This window comes from Streptomyces sp. JLYT201, assembly GCF_059448825.1.
The window spans coordinates 3,206,908-3,224,377 of sequence record NZ_CM182551.1 but is presented as its reverse complement, the minus strand read 5'-3'; the positions used below and the strand labels follow the sequence as shown (position 1 = coordinate 3,224,377).

Sequence of the window (17,470 nt, the reverse complement as noted above, 5' to 3'; positions counted from 1 at the left end):
CGGACTCAACTAACGCTCCTGCTGGTGAGTGGGGAAACTGCCGGTCTGGCCGGTGCCGGCCTGGCGACCCTGCTGGATGCCCCGACGGAGATTGGTCAGCCGGCCGCGCACGTCGTCGGGCGCGCGCGAGACCTGCGGACCCGAGCTGTCCTGCGCCTGCTGTGCGGTGCCCGCCACGAGGTTGGCCCGTGGCACGCGGCGCGGGAGGCCGGAGGTGGTGACGCCGCCCGCGGAGGGCTGCCGGACGCGCTCGGCCTGGCGGCCCAGCTCGTCGTTCGGCGTGGCGCGCCAAGCGGTGTTGCCGGTGGTGCTGTTGGGGTTCTGCGGGTGCTGCGCGTTCTGCTGGTTCTGGGGGCCGCCCGGGCCGCTCTGGCCGGGCTGGGCGTGCTGCTGCCCCTGCGGGCCTGGGGCCTGGAAGCCGCCCGGACGCTGGGACGGCGGCGGGGTCCCGGGGGACTGCTGCGGCGGACGCGCGCCCTGCGGGCGGGAGCCCTGGGGACGCGTGCCGTCGAGCGGCCGCTGCGGCTCGCGCTGCGGGAGCTGCGGTTCCCGGCGGGGGAGCCGGGCTCCGCGCTGCGGAAGCTGCGGGGACTGCTGGGGCTGCTGGGCCTGCGGCGCACCGGCGTCCGGGCGGTGGCCCCCCGGCTCCTGGCCGCGCTGCGGCAGCTCGGGGCGGTGGCCCTGCTCGGCCCGGCGGCCGCGCTCGGCCTGCTGGCGCTCCTGCTCGGCCCGGGCCTGGCGCTCCTGCTCGGCGCGCTCCTGCTGGGCCCGCTGCTGCTGTTCGGCCTGCGCCTGCGCCTGCTGCGAGAACCAGTTGGTCTCCAGCGTGTCGTACAGCGGCGTACGGCCGTCCAGCGGACCGGACGCGGGCGGCAGGGCCTCCGGCTCGGTCTGCTGCGGCTCGGGCGCCTGCGGGAGCTGGGCCTGGGGGCGCTGTTGCTGCCCGCCCTGGTCCAGATCGGCGCGCGGGGCCTGCTCGCGGCGGGGCGCGGGCGGACGCGGCACCGAGAACTCACCGGTGGCGTGCGGCGACTGGCCCGACTGCGGGGTCTGGGGCGCCTGCGGGGCCGGGCCCGCAGGGCCGCCGAAGACGTCGGAGCGCACGAACTCGCCGGTGGCGCCGCTCTGGGCGTCGCCCTGCGGGCCGGGCGGCGGCCCGTCGAAGTCGGGGCGGTCGAACTGCGCGGTCGAGCCCGGACCCTGCAGGTCGTCGGCGAGGCCTGCGGGGTGCGCGAACTGGCCGGTGGACTCGGGCTCCTCGTGGCCGCGCGGAGCGTCGAAGGGCTCGCGCGGGACCTGCGGCTGCGCGTTCTCGTCGCTCCAGCTGGGCACGCGGGGCTGCTGCGGGCTGCCACCGGGCAGCTCGGCCCGGGGACCTTCCCCAAGGTCTCGGCTCCGCTCGACCAGGGGAGACCCCATCCCCGGCGGCAGCTGCGGCCTGCGGTCCTGCTCGCCCGGGCCGGAGCCCGCGCCCGAGCCGGACCCGACGGCCTGACCCGCGTCGTTCGTGCGCTGCTGGGGCACCGGAGGCTGTGGCATGCTGCCCGCCCCGGAGCGGTTGCCGCCGCCCTGGCCCTGGCCGAAGGCGCCGGGGCCGCCCGCGAGGCCGCCCGGTGCCACCGGGGACCCGGCCGACGGGGCGCCCTGGCCGTTGCCGCGCGAGGGCAGCGCCGCCCGCGGGCCCGAGCCCGCGACCTGGCCGCGCTGCGTGCCGGCGGCGGGGCCGACCTGGTTGTTCTGCCGGGCGCGGGCCGCGCCGCTCAGACCGGCCGCCACACCGCCACCGCGGCGCGCGGCGGCGGCACCCGCGGCGGCCTGGGCCGCCGCGGGACCGCCGGTCGGCGCCGGGGCGCCGGGCTGGCCCGGGCCCTTCTTGCCGCCCTGGGCGACGTCGACGGGCAGCATGACGAGCGCGGTCGTACCGCCGGAGTCCGAGGGCCGCAGCTGGATGCGGATGCCGTGGCGCTGCGAGAGGCGGCCGACCACGAACAGACCCATGCGGCGGGAGACGGAGACGTCCACGGTGGGCGGCGACGCGAGCCGCTCGTTGATCGCGGCGAGGTCCTCGGGGGAGAGGCCGATGCCGGTGTCGTGGATCTCGATGAGCACGCGGCCGTCGGGCAGCGCGTGACCGGTCACCTTGACCTTGGTCTGCGGCGAGGAGAACGAGGTCGCGTTCTCAAGGAGCTCGGCGAGGAGGTGCACGAGGTCGTTGACGACGCGTCCCGCGACGTCGGTGGCGGGCACCGAGGACAGCTCGATGCGCTCGTACTGCTCCACCTCGGAGGCGGCGGCACGCAGGACGTCGACGAGCGGCACGGGCCGCGTCCAGCGGCGGCCGGGCTCCTCACCGGCGAGCACGAGGAGGTTCTCGCCGTTACGGCGCATGCGGGTCGCGAGGTGGTCGAGCTTGAACAGCGACGACAGCTGGTCCGGGTCGGCCTCGCGGGACTCCAGCTCGGAGATGAGCGAGAGCTGGCGCTGGATGAGGCCCTGGGAGCGGCGCGAGAGGTTGGTGAACATCGCGTTGACGTTGCCCCGCAGGAGGGCCTGCTCGGCGGCGAGGCGGACGGCCTCGCGGTGCACGTCGTCGAAGGCCGCGGCCACCTGGCCGATCTCGTCCCGGGAGTGCACACCGACGGACTCCACGGACGTGTCGACGTCCTGCGGGTCGGACTCGGAGAGCTGCTTGACCAGCTCGGGCAGGCGGTCCTGGGCGACCTTGGTGGCGGTGTCCTGGAGCCGGCGCAGCGAGCGGATCATGGACCGGGCCACGACGAAGGCGCCGACGAGCGAGACGCCGAGCACCAGCAGGATGAGCGCACCGTTGAGGATCGCCTGCTGCTCGGACTCGTTCCGCAGCGAGCGGGCCTTCTGCTCCATCTCGTCGAGCAGCGTCAGCTCGATCTTGCCCATTTCCGAGATCTTGGTGGAGTCGGCGTCCACCCAGTCCTTGTACGAGCGCTTGCCGCGGAGCTTGATACCGCCCGGCTGTTCGAGCACGCGCTGGGCGTAGGCGTCGGCACCCTGGATCGTCTGGTTGCCGCGGCTGATGGGGGCGAGCAGCTTCGCGCCGTTGCCGACGTAGATCCGGTTGAAGGACTGGAGTTCGTCCGTCTCCTTCTCCAGCGCCGTGAGGGCGTAGCGGCGGTCGAGGTCGGAGAGCTTGCCGAACTCGCGGTTGTTCGCCGGGAGCGCGGCCGCGATGACGGCCCGCTGCACGGACGCGAACTCCTTGGCGGAGGAGAAGGCCGCCAGGGCGCGGGTGCGCTGGATCATGTCCGGGTTGCTGGTCGCCTGCGCCATGTCCTCGGAGAGCGCGAGGAGCTGCTGGATCAGCTGGCTGTAGCCGTCGACCGTCTGCGAGGACGGGACGTTCTTCTGGTAGGCGTCCCGGCGGACGTCCTTGATCTTCTGCAGCTGCCGGGTGATCTGGACCGTGTTCTGGCGGATGCCCAGGAAGCCCTTGTCGCCGTCGCTGTCGTCGACGTTCTGGGTGCCCGACAGGAAGTTCTTGTAGGCGCGGTCCGTCTTCTCCCGCACGCTCTTGACGGTGAAGTCGGTGTCGCTGGCGCCGTGCGAGAGCGGGCCCGCCGACTGGTCGCGCTCCTCCTGGAGCGCGACGGCGAGGCGGGTGGCGTCCTCGGTCAGGTCGGTCAGCAGCTTCATGTTGTCGAGCTGCTGGATCTCGTCCATCGACGAGTTGATGCGCAGGGCGCCCAGCGAGGTCGCCGTGATGACGGGGAGCGCGAGGAGCGAGACCAGGCGGGTCGAGATGCGCCAGTTGCGCAGGGCTATTCGAGGGCCGGGACCGGGGGGTGTCTTGGAGCCCTTCGCCTTTGTCTCGTCCGCAGGCGCACCGCCGCCCGGCGCGCCCGTACGCGCGGCTCCGGGGCCGTCGCCGGACTGTACCGATGCGGGGTTCTGGGCGTGCTGGGCCGAGGAGCCGCGGTCACTTCCGCCGCGCTCCGGCTCCGCCGCAGCGCTGCCATCCCTCTTGAAACGTCCCTGCACTAGCGTCGCAACCTCTGGACCAGGCGTCCTGCCGCGTGGACGGCGGGACGGTGTCGGCGTCTCGGGGCGTCAGGCACCCCATGGTGGTCGTGAGACCGGCGCTGCTCCCCCTTCCCGCCGCCCTCGGCGCTGCGTTGCGCCCCTGTGCGCCGGTTCGATCCCGCGGCGGTCCCGGGAATTCCAGCACAGTGCAGGATCTCCAACAAGGCCCGTGGTCCAGGCCGACCCTCCTGTGACAGCACGTGAGGACCGCGTCACGAGACGTAGAAACTCAAGCCGCCCAAATCGGACTTTCCCGTACGAGATGCGAGGCCGGAGTCGGTGTCCCAGTCTTCATGATCAGGAGCGGAATGAGAGCTTCAGGGGGGCAATGTCCGTTTTCAAGGGTCGTATGGGCAGTCGGAATTGACCCATTTATCCATGCCCTCGTGAGCAAACTCACATGAAGATCATGGCCTCTTCTCGACATTGCGCGGGAATTGCATGTTTAGCCTGACGCTTTACAGGGATGGGGAATCCGACAATCGGCGCCCACTCGGCGGCGCCCCGATCGACAGGGCCTGAACAGCAGATGAAGTCCACGATGATGTTCCGCAACATAGCCAACCCGCGCCGCACCACCCTCGCGCACCTCGAGGACGCCGAAGCCCTGCAGACGGCCCCCGAGCAGCCGGAGCACCCCGTGGCCCTCCCCACCCAGACGGCCAACCCGAAGCGCACCATCCTCATGGAAGCCCCGTAGGCGTACAGCCCTCCGGAAGGGACAGCTCGTCCGGCATGAACGCAGCCCGTCCGGCGATTGAGGACGAGCCGCGAAGCGGTGAAAAGGGGAAGCGGGGCGAAGCCCCATAGACTGGGCCCACCCAGATCACCCGCACAAGCAAAGGGCACCGTCCACGTGCGTATCGCCAGGTTCTCCATCGACGGCAACGTCGCCTTCGGCGCGGTCGAGGGCGACAAGCCGGACGAGCTCGTCGTCGACATCATCAAGGGCAGCCCGTACGGCGACTTCGAGCTGAGCGGTGTCAAGGTCCCGCTCAGCAAGGTCCGGCTCCTCGCCCCCGTCATCGGCCACAAGATCGTGGCTTTCGGGCGGAACTACGCGGCGCACGCCAAGGAGCTCGGCCACGAGGTGCCGGAGGCCCCGTTCGCCTTCTTCAAGCCCGCCACCTCGATGATCGGGTCCGGCGACGCCATCCAGTACCCGCCGTTCTCCGAGGAGCTGCACCACGAGGCGGAGCTGGCCGTCGTCATCGGCCGCATGTGCCGCGAGGTCCCGCGCGAGCGCGTGAAGGACGTCGTCTTCGGCTACACCTGCGCCAACGACGTCACCGCCCGCGACGTGCAGAAGCGCGAGAAGCAGTGGGCCCGGGCCAAGGGCTTCGACACGTCCTGCCCGCTCGGCCCCTGGGTGGAGACGGAGCTCGACCCGAGCGACCTGACGATCCAGTGCACGGTCAACGGCCAGCAGCGCCAGCTCGGCCGCACCTCCGAGATGGTGCACTCCATCGAGGACCTGGTCGTGAACATCTCCGAGGCCATGACGCTGCTGCCCGGCGACGTCATCCTCACCGGCACCCCCGAGGGGGTTGGCCCCCTCAACGTCGGCGACGAGGTCGCCGTCACCATCGAAGGCATCGGCACTCTCACCAACAAGGTGATCAAGCGTGGCTAACGCGACGAACGTCCGCGTACGTTTCTGTCCCTCCCCGACCGGCAACCCGCACGTGGGCCTGGTCCGCACCGCCCTGTTCAACTGGGCCTACGCCCGGCACAACGAGGGCACCCTGGTCTTCCGCATCGAGGACACGGACGCCGCCCGCGACTCCGAGGAGTCGTACGAGCAGCTTCTGGACTCCATGCGCTGGCTGGGCTTCGACTGGGACGAGGGCCCCGAGGTCGGCGGCCCGCACGCGCCGTACCGCCAGTCGCAGCGCATGGACATCTACCGGGACGTCGCCGAGAAGCTCCTCGCCGCCGGGCACGCCTACCCGTGCTACTGCACCACCGAGGAGCTGGACGCCCGCCGCGAGGCCGCCCGCGCCGCCGGCAAGCCGTCCGGCTACGACGGCCACTGCCGCGACCTCACCGCCGAGCAGAAGCAGGCGTACGAGGCCGAGGGCCGCAGCCACATCGTCCGCTTCCGGATGCCGGACGAGGCCACCACCTTCACCGACCTGGTCCGCGGCGAGATCACCGTCCAGGCCGAGAACGTCACCGACTACGGCATCGTCCGCGCGAACGGCGCCCCGCTGTACACGCTGGTCAACCCGGTCGACGACGCCCTGATGGAGATCACCCACGTCCTGCGCGGCGAGGACCTGCTCTCCTCCACGCCGCGCCAGATCGCGCTCTACAAGGCGCTGATCGAGCTGGGCATCGCGCAGGGGATCCCGCAGTTCGGCCACCTGCCGTACGTCATGGGCGAGGGCAACAAGAAGCTCTCCAAGCGCGACCCGCAGGCGAGCCTGAACCTCTACCGCGAGCGCGGCTTCCTGCCCGAGGGCCTGCTCAACTACCTCTCCCTGCTCGGCTGGTCCTTCTCCGCCGACCAGGACGTCTTCTCGATCGACGAGATGGTCGCGAAGTTCGACCTCGCCGACGTGAACTCCAACCCGGCCCGCTTCGACCTGAAGAAGGCCGAGGCCATCAACGCCGACCACATCCGCATGCTGGACGTGAAGGCGTTCGCCGCGGCCTGCGAGCCGTGGCTGCGCGCCCCGCACGCCCCGTGGGCGCCCGAGGACTTCGACGCGGCCGTCTGGGAGGCGATCGCGCCGCACGCCCAGACCCGGCTCAAGGTCCTCTCGGAGATCACCGACAACGTCGACTTCCTGTTCCTGCCGGAGCCGGTCTTCGACGAGGCCTCCTGGACCAAGGCCATGAAGGAGGGCTCCGACGCGCTCCTGACCACCGCCCGCGCCAAGCTGGAGGCGGCCGACTGGTCGTCCCCCGAGGCCCTCAAGGAGGCCGTCCTGGCCGCCGGTGAGGAGCACGGCCTCAAGCTCGGCAAGGCCCAGGCGCCCGTCCGCGTCGCCGTCACCGGCCGCACGGTCGGTCTGCCCCTCTTCGAGTCCCTGGAGATCCTCGGCAAGGACCGCGCCCTGGCCCGCATCGACGCGGCGCTGGCGAAGCTCGGCGCGTAACGCCGTGTGACCCCGCGCACCGGCGCCCGCACGGCGCGTGCCGGCCCGCGCGCACGGCCCGTACGGTCCCGGCGAAAGGGCCCGGAAGCCATCACGGCTTCCGGGCCCTTTCGCGTACGTTCGGAACATGCCGATCAACGCCGTGGGGCCGCAGCGCGCCGCCGGACCGGTCAAGGCCGTCGTCTGGGACGTCGACGACACCCTCTTCGACTACGCGTCCGCCGATCTGGCGGGCATGCGGGCCCACCTCGCCGCCGAGGACCTCCTCGCCCGGTACGACAGCGCCGATCGCGCCCTGGCGCTGTGGAAGGAGATCACGGACCGGCACTGGGCCCGCTTCGGCGCCGGTGAGGTGGAGTACCACGCGCAGCGCAGGGACCGCGTCCGCGAGTTCCTCGGCGCCGCCCTCGACGACGTGGAGGCCGACGCCTGGTTCGGCCGCTACCTGGGACACTACGAGGCCGCCTGGGCCCTGTTCCCGGACACCGTGCCCGCCCTGGACGCCCTCGCCGGGGACTACCGCCACGCGGTCCTCTCCAACTCGGCGCTCTCCGTGCAGGAGCACAAGCTCAGCACGCTCGGCGTGCGCGACCGCTTCGAGACCGTCCTGTGCGCCGCCGACCTCGGCGTCGCCAAGCCCGCCCCGGAGGCCTTCCTGGCGGTGTGCGAGGCGCTCGCCCTCGCCCCCGGGGAGATCGCCTACGTCGGCGACGAACCGGACATCGACGCGCGCGGCGCCCGCGACGCGGGCCTGCTCGGCATCTGGCTCGACCGCAACGGCACGCGGGGGGACGGCCCGTCGGGAGTCCACCGCATCACGAGCCTCACGGAGCTCCCCGCGCTGCTGCGCTCGGATACCCGTTTTGGAGCGCCGTCCACCTTCGGGTAATGTTCTTCCTGCGCCGCCCGAGAGGGCCGAAAGGTCCGGCAGGAAAGCGCAACCGGAACAGAACCCCTCCCGGGGGTTGCGTTCCATTGGCCTATGGTGTAATTGGCAGCACGACTGATTCTGGTTCAGTTAGTCTTGGTTCGAGTCCAGGTAGGCCAGCTCGCAGAGCTCATCTGCAAAGCCCCCGTTGTGTAGCGGCCTAGCACGCTGCCCTCTCAAGGCAGTAGCGCCGGTTCGAATCCGGTCGGGGGTACAGATCCTTCCCGCGAGGACGGTATGGGTAGCTCCCACCGACCTTGATGCAGGATCGCTAGGGCCCCCGTTGTGTAGCGGCCTAGCACGCCGCCCTCTCAAGGCGGTAGCGCCGGTTCGAATCCGGTCGGGGGTACAAACTGGTCTAAACCATCATTGGTCTATGGTGTAATTGGCAGCACGACTGATTCTGGTTCAGTTAGTCTAGGTTCGAGTCCTGGTAGACCAGCTCGGATCTGCGGCGGTTTCAACGCTTGCAAGATCCTCGCCCCCGTTGTGTAGCGGCCTAGCACGCCGCCCTCTCAAGGCGGTAGCGCCGGTTCGAATCCGGTCGGGGGTACAGAGACCGAAGGGCCTCCACCACGGTGGAGGCCCTTCGGCGTTCCCGGAACCCCGGGCCGCCGGAGCCCGGCCGCGGGGCCGGGGCGCGCCTACTCGATGCCGTACCGCCGCGCCGACTCCTCCTCCTGCGCGAGCCGGTGCAGCGCCCGCAGCACCGGCTCGCACAGCACCGCCGACGCCACCGCCGTCTCGACCCGCTCCGCCTCCGAGCCGTACGTCTCCAGGAAGTCGAGATCCAGCTTCGCCGCCGCGTGCATCAACTCCGCGTACGGCGCCATGCGTTCGGCGTCCCAGCCGTAGCCGAGGCGGTTCAGCGTCGCCACCGCCGCGACCAGGGAGCGGTGCACGGGGGAGAGCTCGGCGAGCTCCCGCGAGGTCTCCCAGCCCAGCCGCCGCAACAGCAGGTCCACCTCGGCGCGCGCCCCGGCCACGGCGGGGTCGGCCTCGTCCGGCTCCGGGCCCTGCGGCAGCGCCCACAGCGCCGCGCCCATGCGGATCGTGCGCCCCAGGGAGTCGTCGTCGACGTGCGCGAGGACCTCCTTGGCCGTCGCCACCGGCACCCGGCCCACCTGGATGAGCGCCCGCACCAGACGCAGCCTGCGCAGGTGCTCGTCGTCGTACTCCGCCGTCGTCGTGTTGACCTGCCGGCCGGGCGGCAACAGGCCCTCGCGCAGGTAGTACTTGATCGTCGCGGTGGACACACCGCTGTGCTCGCTCAGCTCGGCCAGCCGCATCGCTTGCGCCTCCCATCGGGTAGTGGCACTATCCAAGCATGAGCCGGTCGGATAGTGCCGCTCACCAACGGGTGTCAGGGGGAGCCATGCCGAGCAGGTCCGTCACCGCGGGACGCACCACCGCCGACGCGCGGGGGGAGGTGGTGGTCCTCCTGATCGGCATGCGCGTCAACCACTTCTGGGCCGTGCACCACTGGGGGCCGGTGTTCCTCGCGATGGTCCGCATGCTGCGCGAGCTGGGCCGGGACAAGAGCCAGGGGCTGCTGCGGCACGTCCTGCTCACCGCGTCGCCCCGGACGTACTACGTCGTCCAGTACTGGGAGTCCAAGGAGCGGCTGTACGCGTACGCGCACTCGCCGCGGATGTTCCACCACAAGGCCTGGGCGATCGCCAACCGCAAGGAGCGGGCGGGGAAGGTGCGTCAGCACGTGGGCCTGTGGCACGAGACGTACATCGTGCCGGAGGGCGCGTACGAGGCGATCTACATGGACATGCCCGCCTTCGGCCTCGCGGCGGCGCACGGGCAGGTGCCGGTGGAGCGGCGCGGGCGGCAGGCGAAGGACCGGCTCGCGTACCGGTCGGGCTGACGGCGCGCTGAAAGGCTGCCGACGCGCGTAAAGGCTGACGGCGCCCTGAAGGGCTGGTGACGTCCGGAACGGCGGACGGCGTTCCGGAAAGGGGAGAGGGCCCGCCGCGGCGTTGGGGCGGGCCCTCTCCCTGAGGTCGTACGACGGTCTCGCGCGGCTCAGTTGGTGCGGCGCAGGGCCTCGGAGAGGCGGCCGGCCGCGTCGATGACGGCCTGGGCGTGCATGCGGCCCGGGTGCCGGGTCAGGCGCTCGATGGGGCCCGAGACGGAGACCGCGGCCACCACGCGGTTCGACGGCCCCCGCACCGGCGCGGACACCGAGGCGACGCCCGGCTCCCGCTCGCCGATCGACTGGGCCCAGCCCCTGCGGCGCACCCCGGACAGGGCCGTCGCCGTGAAGCGCGCGCCCTGCAGGCCCCGGTGCAGCCGCTCCGGCTCCTCCCAGGCCATCAGGATCTGCGCGGACGAGCCCGCCTTCATGGTGAGCGTCGAGCCGACCGGGACGGTGTCCCTGAGGCCCGAGAGGCGCTCGGCCGCCGCCACGCAGATGCGCATGTCGCCCTGGCGGCGATACAGCTGGGCGCTCTCGCCCGTGACGTCGCGCAGATGCGTGAGCACCGGGCCCGCCGTGGCGAGCAGCCGGTCCTCGCCCGCCGCCGCGGCCAGCTCGGCCAGGCGGGGGCCGAGGATGAACCGGCCCTGCATGTCCCGCGCCACCATCCGGTGGTGTTCCAGAGCCACGGCGAGCCGGTGCGCCGTGGGTCGTGCGAGTCCGGTGGCCGCGACCAGTCCCGCGAGGGTGGCCGGACCGGACTCCAGAGCGCCCAGGACAAGGGCTGCCTTGTCCAGGACGCCTACGCCGCTAGAGTTGTCCATGAAACGATACTCGCGTCTCACTCTGTGAAACGCAAGTTCAAAATTCCCAGGAACCCGCCACCCTGGAGGAGCGATCCGCCGACCAACGGATACGCGACCGACGTCCGGCATGCGTGAAGAGGGGCCCGGCGGCGGCGAACTCATTCTCTAGTTGGGCCGGCGCACGACGCCGGTCGGAGGGAAAGCGATGGGTAGGACACTCGCGGAGAAGGTCTGGGACGACCACGTCGTCCGGCGCGCCGAAGGCGAGCCCGACCTCCTCTTCATCGATCTGCACCTGCTGCACGAGGTGACCAGCCCCCAGGCCTTCGACGGCCTCCGGCAGGCGGGCCGCAAGGTGCGGCGGCTCGACCTCACCATCGCGACCGAGGACCACAACACCCCCACCCTCGACATCGACAAGCTCATCGCGGACCCGGTCTCGCGCGCCCAGCTGGAGACCCTGCGCAAGAACTGCGCCGAGTTCGGCGTGCGCCTGCACCCGCTGGGCGACGTCGAGCAGGGCGTCGTCCACGTGGTGGGACCGCAGCTGGGCCTGACCCAGCCCGGCACCACGGTGGTCTGCGGCGACTCCCACACCTCCACCCACGGTGCCTTCGGCGCGCTCGCGTTCGGCATCGGCACCTCCCAGGTCGAGCACGTGCTGGCCACCCAGACCCTGCCGATGGCGCGCCCCAAGACGATGGCCATCACCGTCGACGGCGAACTGCCCGAGGGCGTCACGGCCAAGGACCTCATCCTGGCCATCATCGCGAAGATCGGCACCGGTGGCGGCCAGGGCTACGTCATCGAGTACCGCGGCTCCGCCATCGAGAAGCTGTCGATGGAAGCCCGCATGACCATCTGCAACATGTCCATCGAGGCGGGTGCCCGGGCCGGCATGATCGCCCCGGACGAGACGACCTTCGCCTACATCCAGGGCCGCGCCCACGCCCCGCAGGGCGAGGACTGGGACGCCGCCGTGGCGTACTGGAAGACCCTGCGGAGCGACGACGACGCCGTCTTCGACGCCGAGGTCCGCATCGACGCCGCCTCCCTGGCGCCGTTCGTCACCTGGGGCACCAACCCGGGCCAGGGCCTGCCGCTGTCCGCGAGCGTCCCCGACCCGGCTTCGTACGAGGACGCTTCGGAGCGCCTCGCCGCCGAAAAGGCCCTGGAGTACATGGGGTTGACCGCCGGGCAGCGGCTGCGGGACATCGAGGTCGACACCGTCTTCGTAGGCTCCTGCACCAACGGGCGCATCGAGGACCTGCGCTCGGCGGCCGCCGTGATCGAGGGGCGCAAAGTCGCCGACGGCGTACGGATGCTGGTCGTGCCCGGCTCGGTGCGGGTCGCCCTGCAGGCCGTCGACGAGGGCCTGGACAAGGTCTTCACCGCGGCGGGCGCCGAATGGCGGCACGCGGGCTGCTCGATGTGCCTGGGCATGAATCCCGACCAACTCGCGCCCGGCGAGCGCTCCGCCTCCACCTCCAACCGCAACTTCGAGGGCAGGCAGGGCAAGGGCGGCCGCACCCACCTGGTGTCGCCCCAGGTGGCCGCCGCCACCGCGGTGACCGGCCGTCTGGCCGCGCCCGCCGACCTCACCGACACCCCCGCGACCGCCGGAGTCTGATCAGCCATGGAAGCCTTCACCACCCACACCGGCCGGGCCGTCCCGCTGCGCCGCAGCAATGTGGACACCGACCAGATCATCCCCGCCCACTGGCTGAAGAAGGTCACCCGCGACGGCTTCGAGGACGGGCTCTTCGAGGCCTGGCGCAAGAGTGACGACTTCGTCCTCAACCTGCCGGAGCGCCAGGGAGCCACCGTCCTGGTCGCGGGCCCCGACTTCGGCACCGGATCCTCCCGCGAGCACGCCGTCTGGGCCCTCCAGAACTACGGCTTCAAGACCGTCATCTCCTCCCGCTTCGCCGACATCTTCCGGGGCAACTCGCTCAAGAACGGGCTGCTCACGGTGGTTCTGGAGCAGGAGACCGTGGACGCCCTGTGGGCCCTGACGGAGGCGGATCCCGAGGTCGAGATCACCGTTGACCTGCGGGATCGCCAGGTTCGGGCCCCCGGGGTCACGGCGGACTTCGAGCTCGACGAGAACGCCCGCTGGCGGCTGCTCAACGGCCTGGACGACATCAGCATCACGCTCCAGAACGAGGCGGACATCGCGGCCTACGAAGCCCTCCGCCCCACCCACAAGCCGAGCACCGCGCGGGTCTGACACCCCCTCGCCGGCGGCCGCGCGGGCCGCGACCCACCCGATGTACCCCCAATCGTGGACGGTTGGGGGTACATCCGTGTCCGGCCCCTTTCCGGTCCCCTTTGACCCCCGATGACCTGAACGGGTGGACTCAACTGCCTTGAAGCGAAGGGAAGAAGAGGCTGGAAATCCCCTTGCACACAGTGGGTGCGGGTATCCTCAGGAAGGCGCCGGGCGGGGGTAGTTACCCCCTGCGGAGGCGACAACTCGCCCCAGATGGCACAATCGGTGCATGGGACGCGACGACCAACTCGAGCTCTACGGACTCGTCGCGGACCGGCTGAAGGAAGCGCACTCCCGAGTGCGCGCACTGCAAGTCCCGGAGGGCGTACGGATGGCGCTGACCCGGAAGCTGCTGGTCATTACGGCCGCGGCCAAACACGATCTCGCCGATGCGGCAAGGCGTCTGGAGCGATTGATGGCGTACCTCGACGAGGGCGACGAGGGCCGAATCCCCGAAGACGACTGATCGTCAAGCCTCAACGGACCTTCGAGGAACTCCTCGAGAGTCCAGAACGTTGCGGCACAAGGGTGATTAGCCCGTTTCGTGTTTGATTTGCGGTATATATCTGCCTAACGTGCGAAAAAGCCTGGCGCATTCGCTTCAGGCAATGTCTCCGAAGGGGAAGACGTGAACAAGGCGCAGCTCGTAGAAGCGATTGCCGACAAGGTCGGTGGCCGTCAGCAGGCCGCCGACGCCGTGGACGCGGTTCTGGACGCCATCGTCCGTGCCGTGGTCGGCGGAGACCGGGTTTCGGTCACCGGCTTCGGCTCGTTCGAGAAGGTCGACCGCCCGGCCCGGTACGCCCGCAACCCGCAGACCGGGGAGCGCGTGCGGGTCAAGAAGACCTCGGTGCCGCGCTTCCGCGCAGGCCAGGGCTTCAAGGACCTGGTGAGCGGCTCGAAGAAGCTCCCGAAGAACGACGTCGCGGTCAAGAAGGCGCCGAAGGGCAGCCTCTCGGGTGGCACTTCCACCCGTACGACGGTCAAGAAGGCCGCCGCGAAGAAGGCCACCACCGCCAAGAAGGCGACGGCCGCGAAGAAGACCACGACGGCCAAGAAGGCGACGGCGGCGAAGAAGGCCACCACCGCCAAGAAGGCCACGACGGCCAAGAAGGCGGCTCCGGCCAAGAAGGCCACCACGGCCAAGAAGGCGGCTCCGGCCAAGAAGGCCACCACGGCCAAGAAGGCGGCCCCGGCCAAGAAGGCCACCACCGCCAAGAAGGCCGCGGCGAAGAAGGCCCCCGCCAAGAAGGCCACGGCCAAGAAGGCGCCCGCCAAGAAGTCCACGGCGCGCAAGACCACCGCCAAGAAGACCACTGCCCGCAAGCGCTAAGGGCACTGGGGTACTCACGCGCCGGGCCGGGCTCCCGCTGGGGAGCCCGGCCCGCGGCGCGTGCACAGCGGTGAACGTATACGAAGTCCGGCCGCCCGGGCCGCGGCTCAGAACGTCTGGAGCGTGACCAGCGTGATCCGGCGGGCCCCGCCCTCGCCGGTCACCTCGATCCGCACCCGCTGCCCCGCGCGCAGCAGGCGCAGCCCGCCCGCGTCGAAGGCCGGAGTGTCGAAGGGCACCGGAGTGCCGTCGTCGAGCAGCACGCTGCCGGTGCGGGTGTCGGGGTCGTACGTGTACGCGGTGGCCTGCATGAGCAGAAGCGTACTCAGTCCGGGATGAGCAGCCCGGCCGCCGCCGCAGCCGTGCGCGGGCCCACGCCGAGCGCGAGCGCGACCCGCAGGTCGCCGCCGGTGTCCACGTCCTGGCGTACGGAATCCACGTCGGCGAGCGCCAGTTCCACGGCCCCCGACGCCGTGTGCCGGGCCCGGGAATCCGGGCCGAAAAGGGGCCGCAATTCCGTGCCGGGGGCTCCGGCCAGGAGCGTGGTGCCGATTCCCGCGGCATCGGGGAGAAACGCGCGGGGAAAAGCGGCGGCAAGGTCGAGGGCGCGGGTCAATTCGGCGGGGCGCAGGGCGGGCAGATCGGCGTTCAGGGCCGCCACGGGCGCCCCGGGCCGGGCCGCGCGGACCACCGCGGTGCCGTGTTCGAGGGCGGCGTTGAGGCCCGTTCCCGGAGTGTCGGGGGCGATGCGGGCGCCGAGGGCGGCCAGTTCACGGCCCGCCCGGACGTCATCAGTGACGACCACCACATCCCTTACCGCGGCGCTGGCGAGCGCGGCCGCCACCGTGTCCTCGGCGAAGGCCAGCGCGAGCGCGGGCCGCAGCCCCTCGCCCGCGGCGGGAGTCAGCCTGCTCTTGGCCCGTGCCAGGGGTTTGAGCGGTATCACCAGGGTCCAGTGCACGGGCGCTCCGTCCTTCCAGTCGCGCCCATTGTGGCCTGCCAAGAGCGCGGCGCCAGGGGCTGGGGTCGACGAAATGGCCGGTCAGCGGGGTGCCGGAGCGGCGTGGAGGCGGTGGCCGCGGACGGGTGGGCGTACGGTGTTCTCGACAGGACGGCAGCCTGGAGCGACACTTGTGCGGCCGACCAGGCTCATGGAGGAAGGTGTCCGAGTGTCCCGCCGCAGAATCGGCTTCTGGTACCGCCTGGCGGCCGTGATCTGTAAACCGCCGCTGCTGGTTCTGTTCAAGCGGGACTGGCGGGGAATGCAGAACATCCCGGCCGACGGCGGTTTTATCACCGCCGTGAACCACAATTCGTATCTGGACCCGTTGGTCTACGCCCACTTTCAGTACAACACCGGGCGGGTCCCGCGTTTCCTCGCCAAGCACGGCCTCTTCAAGAAGGGGTTCGTCGGGGCGGTCATGCGCGGCACGGGGCAGATCCCGGTCTACCGCGAGACCACCAACGCGCTCAGCGCCTTCCGGGCCGCCATCGACGCCGTCGAGCGCGGCGAATGCGTCGCCTTCTACCCCGAGGGCACCCTCACCCGCGACCCCGACCTGTGGCCCATGACGGGCAAGACGGGTGTCGCGCGCGTGGCCCTCCAGACGAAGCGCCCGGTCGTCCCCATCGCCCAGTGGGGCGCCAACCACGTCCTGCCGCCGTACGCCAAGAAGCCCCGGCTCCTGCCGCGCAAGACGCACCAGGTCCTCGTCGGCGAGCCGGTGGACCTGGCGCGCTTCTACGACAAGGAGATGACCCCCGACCTCCTGAAGGAGGCCACGGAGGCCATCATGACGGACATCACCGCCCTCCTGGAGGAACTGCGCGGCGAGAAGGCCCCGCAGAAACGCTACGACCCGCGCGAGGCGCGGATCGCGCAGCGGCGCAAGGCCCGGGGCACCGACGCCGGGCAGGGCTCCAGCGGCCTTACGGAGCAGGACAGTTCACAGCAGGGCAGCGCGGAGGAGAGCAAGTGACCCGAACCCTGAAGGCCGCCGTCTTCGGCTCCGGCTCGTGGGGGACGGCCTTCGGCATGGTCCTCGCCGACGCGGGCTGCGACGTCACCCTGTGGGGCCGTCGAGCCGCACTCGCCGACGCGGTCAACTCCACCCGCACGAACCCGGACTACCTCCCCGGCGTCGAACTGCCGCGGAACCTGCGCGCCACCACCGACCCCGCCGAAGCCGCCGAGGCCGCGGACTTCACCGTGCTCGCCGTGCCCTCGCAGACGCTGCGCGACAACCTCGCCGCCTGGACGCCGCTGCTGGCGCCGGACACCGTCCTCGTCTCCCTGATGAAGGGCGTCGAACTCGGCTCCGCCATGCGGATGAGCGAGGTCATCGAGGACGTCACCAAGGCCGCCGCCGAGCGCGTCGCGGTCGTCACCGGGCCCAACCTCGCCCGTGAGATCGCCGCCCGGCAGCCCGCCGCTTCCGTCGTCGCCTGCCGCGACGAAGCCGTGGCCCAGCGGCTCCAGGCCGCCTGCCACACCCCTTACTTCCGGCCGTACACCAACACCGACGTGGTCGGCTGCGAGCTCGGCGGCGCCGTGAAGAACGTCATCGGCCTCGCCGTGGGCATCGCCGACGGCATGGGCCTCGGCGACAACACCAAGGGCTCCCTCATCACGCGCGGACTCGCCGAGACCACCCGGCTCGGCCTCGCGATGGGCGCGGACCCGCTGACCTTCGCCGGGCTCGCGGGCCTCGGCGACCTGGTGGCCACCTGCTCCTCGCCCCTGTCGCGCAACCACACCTTCGGCACCAACCTCGGCAGGGGCATGACCCTGGAGGAGACCATCGCGGTCACCAAGCAGACCGCCGAGGGCGTGAAGTCCTGCGAGTCCGTGCTCGACCTGGCCCGCAGGCACGGCGTCGACATGCCCATCACGGAGACCGTCGTGGGCATCGTGCACGAGGGCACCCCGCCGATGGTCGCGCTCAAGGAGCTGATGGCGCGCAGCGCCAAACCGGAGCGCCGCTGAGCCCGGCGGGCCCCGGGTCACCTGCGGCACACTGACTCCGCCGGGGCCAGCGGGTACG

Annotated in this window: 16 protein-coding genes and 5 tRNA genes; 16 read left to right on the top strand and 5 right to left on the bottom strand. The window is 71.3% G+C overall.

All coding sequences use genetic code 11. From position 1 onward, the window contains the following. Positions 1–9: 9 nt before the first annotated feature. Positions 10–4,014, bottom strand: coding sequence for a sensor histidine kinase (locus AC5WAM_RS12740; RefSeq protein WP_495522648.1), 4,005 nt, complete (start codon positions 4,012–4,014; stop codon positions 10–12). 571 nt (positions 4,015–4,585) lie between these two features. Here AC5WAM_RS12740 and AC5WAM_RS12735 point away from each other — a divergent pair. The 9 genes from AC5WAM_RS12735 (at position 4,586) to AC5WAM_RS12695 (ending at position 8,641) form a co-directional block, all read left to right on the top strand. Beyond that, a complete protein-coding gene (locus AC5WAM_RS12735) occupies positions 4,586–4,756 on the top strand; it encodes a hypothetical protein (RefSeq protein WP_366792556.1) in 171 nt (56 codons plus the stop codon). 156 nt (positions 4,757–4,912) lie between these two features. Then, positions 4,913–5,689, top strand: a complete 777-nt coding sequence (locus AC5WAM_RS12730; RefSeq protein ID WP_138962018.1) for a fumarylacetoacetate hydrolase family protein — start codon at positions 4,913–4,915, stop codon at positions 5,687–5,689. Then, positions 5,682–7,160 (top strand): glutamate--tRNA ligase, encoded by a 1,479-nt coding sequence (gene gltX / locus AC5WAM_RS12725; RefSeq protein ID WP_495522647.1) that lies wholly within the window; start codon positions 5,682–5,684, stop codon positions 7,158–7,160. Before AC5WAM_RS12730 ends, gltX begins: the two co-directional genes overlap by 8 nt. A 127-nt stretch (positions 7,161–7,287) precedes the next feature. After that, positions 7,288–8,049: an HAD family hydrolase gene (locus AC5WAM_RS12720; RefSeq protein WP_495522646.1), complete on the top strand. Its 762-nt coding sequence runs from the start codon at positions 7,288–7,290 to the stop codon at positions 8,047–8,049. A gap of 87 nt (positions 8,050–8,136) precedes the next feature. Next, a tRNA-Gln gene (locus tag AC5WAM_RS12715) sits at positions 8,137–8,208 on the top strand. Between the two features lie 21 nt (positions 8,209–8,229). Next, positions 8,230–8,302 (top strand) — tRNA-Glu (locus tag AC5WAM_RS12710). Positions 8,303–8,364: 62 nt separating this feature from the next. After that, a tRNA-Glu gene (locus tag AC5WAM_RS12705) sits at positions 8,365–8,437 on the top strand. A gap of 21 nt (positions 8,438–8,458) precedes the next feature. Further along, a tRNA-Gln gene (locus AC5WAM_RS12700) sits at positions 8,459–8,530 on the top strand. Between the two features lie 38 nt (positions 8,531–8,568). After that, positions 8,569–8,641: transfer RNA gene (locus AC5WAM_RS12695), tRNA-Glu, on the top strand. Between the two features lie 91 nt (positions 8,642–8,732). On the opposite strand, the gene AC5WAM_RS12690 is transcribed toward AC5WAM_RS12695, so the two are convergent. Next, positions 8,733–9,377, bottom strand: a complete 645-nt coding sequence (locus AC5WAM_RS12690; protein ID WP_495522645.1) for a MerR family transcriptional regulator — start codon at positions 9,375–9,377, stop codon at positions 8,733–8,735. A gap of 86 nt (positions 9,378–9,463) precedes the next feature. Here AC5WAM_RS12690 and AC5WAM_RS12685 point away from each other — a divergent pair, with 86 nt between their 5' ends. Then, entirely contained in the window at positions 9,464–9,964 is a 501-nt protein-coding gene (locus AC5WAM_RS12685) for a DUF4188 domain-containing protein (protein WP_495522644.1), read from the top strand. Positions 9,965–10,122: 158 nt separating this feature from the next. Here the strand turns inward: AC5WAM_RS12685 and ndgR are convergent, their stop codons facing one another. Next, complete coding sequence (ndgR, locus tag AC5WAM_RS12680; RefSeq protein WP_138962023.1) at positions 10,123–10,839, bottom strand: IclR family transcriptional regulator NdgR; 717 nt, start codon at positions 10,837–10,839, stop codon at positions 10,123–10,125. A gap of 187 nt (positions 10,840–11,026) precedes the next feature. Between ndgR and leuC the strand changes: the two genes are divergently transcribed. From leuC to AC5WAM_RS12660, 4 genes are all read left to right on the top strand, one after another. Beyond that, on the top strand, positions 11,027–12,451 hold the full coding sequence (gene leuC, locus AC5WAM_RS12675; protein WP_495522643.1) for a 3-isopropylmalate dehydratase large subunit: 1,425 nt from the start codon (positions 11,027–11,029) through the stop codon (positions 12,449–12,451). Between the two features lie 6 nt (positions 12,452–12,457). Continuing rightward, a complete protein-coding gene (leuD, locus tag AC5WAM_RS12670) occupies positions 12,458–13,051 on the top strand; it encodes a 3-isopropylmalate dehydratase small subunit (RefSeq protein WP_366792564.1) in 594 nt (197 codons plus the stop codon). A 271-nt stretch (positions 13,052–13,322) separates the two neighbouring features. After that, on the top strand, positions 13,323–13,559 hold the full coding sequence (locus AC5WAM_RS12665; protein WP_138962026.1) for an SCO5555 family protein: 237 nt from the start codon (positions 13,323–13,325) through the stop codon (positions 13,557–13,559). Positions 13,560–13,721: 162 nt separating this feature from the next. Beyond that, positions 13,722–14,426: an HU family DNA-binding protein gene (locus tag AC5WAM_RS12660; RefSeq protein ID WP_366792565.1), complete on the top strand. Its 705-nt coding sequence runs from the start codon at positions 13,722–13,724 to the stop codon at positions 14,424–14,426. 107 nt (positions 14,427–14,533) lie between these two features. Here the strand turns inward: AC5WAM_RS12660 and AC5WAM_RS12655 are convergent, their stop codons facing one another. Both AC5WAM_RS12655 and cofC read right to left on the bottom strand, forming a co-directional pair. After that, positions 14,534–14,737: a hypothetical protein gene (locus tag AC5WAM_RS12655; protein ID WP_495522642.1), complete on the bottom strand. Its 204-nt coding sequence runs from the start codon at positions 14,735–14,737 to the stop codon at positions 14,534–14,536. Positions 14,738–14,751: 14 nt separating this feature from the next. Continuing rightward, positions 14,752–15,387 (bottom strand): 2-phospho-L-lactate guanylyltransferase, encoded by a 636-nt coding sequence (gene cofC / locus AC5WAM_RS12650; protein WP_495522641.1) that lies wholly within the window; start codon positions 15,385–15,387, stop codon positions 14,752–14,754. A gap of 208 nt (positions 15,388–15,595) precedes the next feature. Between cofC and AC5WAM_RS12645 the strand changes: the two genes are divergently transcribed. Together AC5WAM_RS12645 and AC5WAM_RS12640 are read left to right on the top strand one after the other, a co-directional pair. Further along, the gene (locus AC5WAM_RS12645) at positions 15,596–16,405 is read left to right on the top strand and encodes a lysophospholipid acyltransferase family protein (RefSeq protein WP_366792568.1); all 810 of its coding nucleotides are present in this window, start codon (positions 15,596–15,598) and stop codon (positions 16,403–16,405) included. Continuing rightward, positions 16,402–17,412 carry an NAD(P)H-dependent glycerol-3-phosphate dehydrogenase gene (locus tag AC5WAM_RS12640; protein ID WP_495522640.1) on the top strand — a complete coding sequence of 337 codons (1,011 nt, stop codon included), beginning with the start codon at positions 16,402–16,404 and terminating at the stop codon, positions 17,410–17,412. The genes AC5WAM_RS12645 and AC5WAM_RS12640 overlap by 4 nt, the downstream gene beginning before the upstream one ends. Positions 17,413–17,470: the final 58 nt, after the last annotated feature.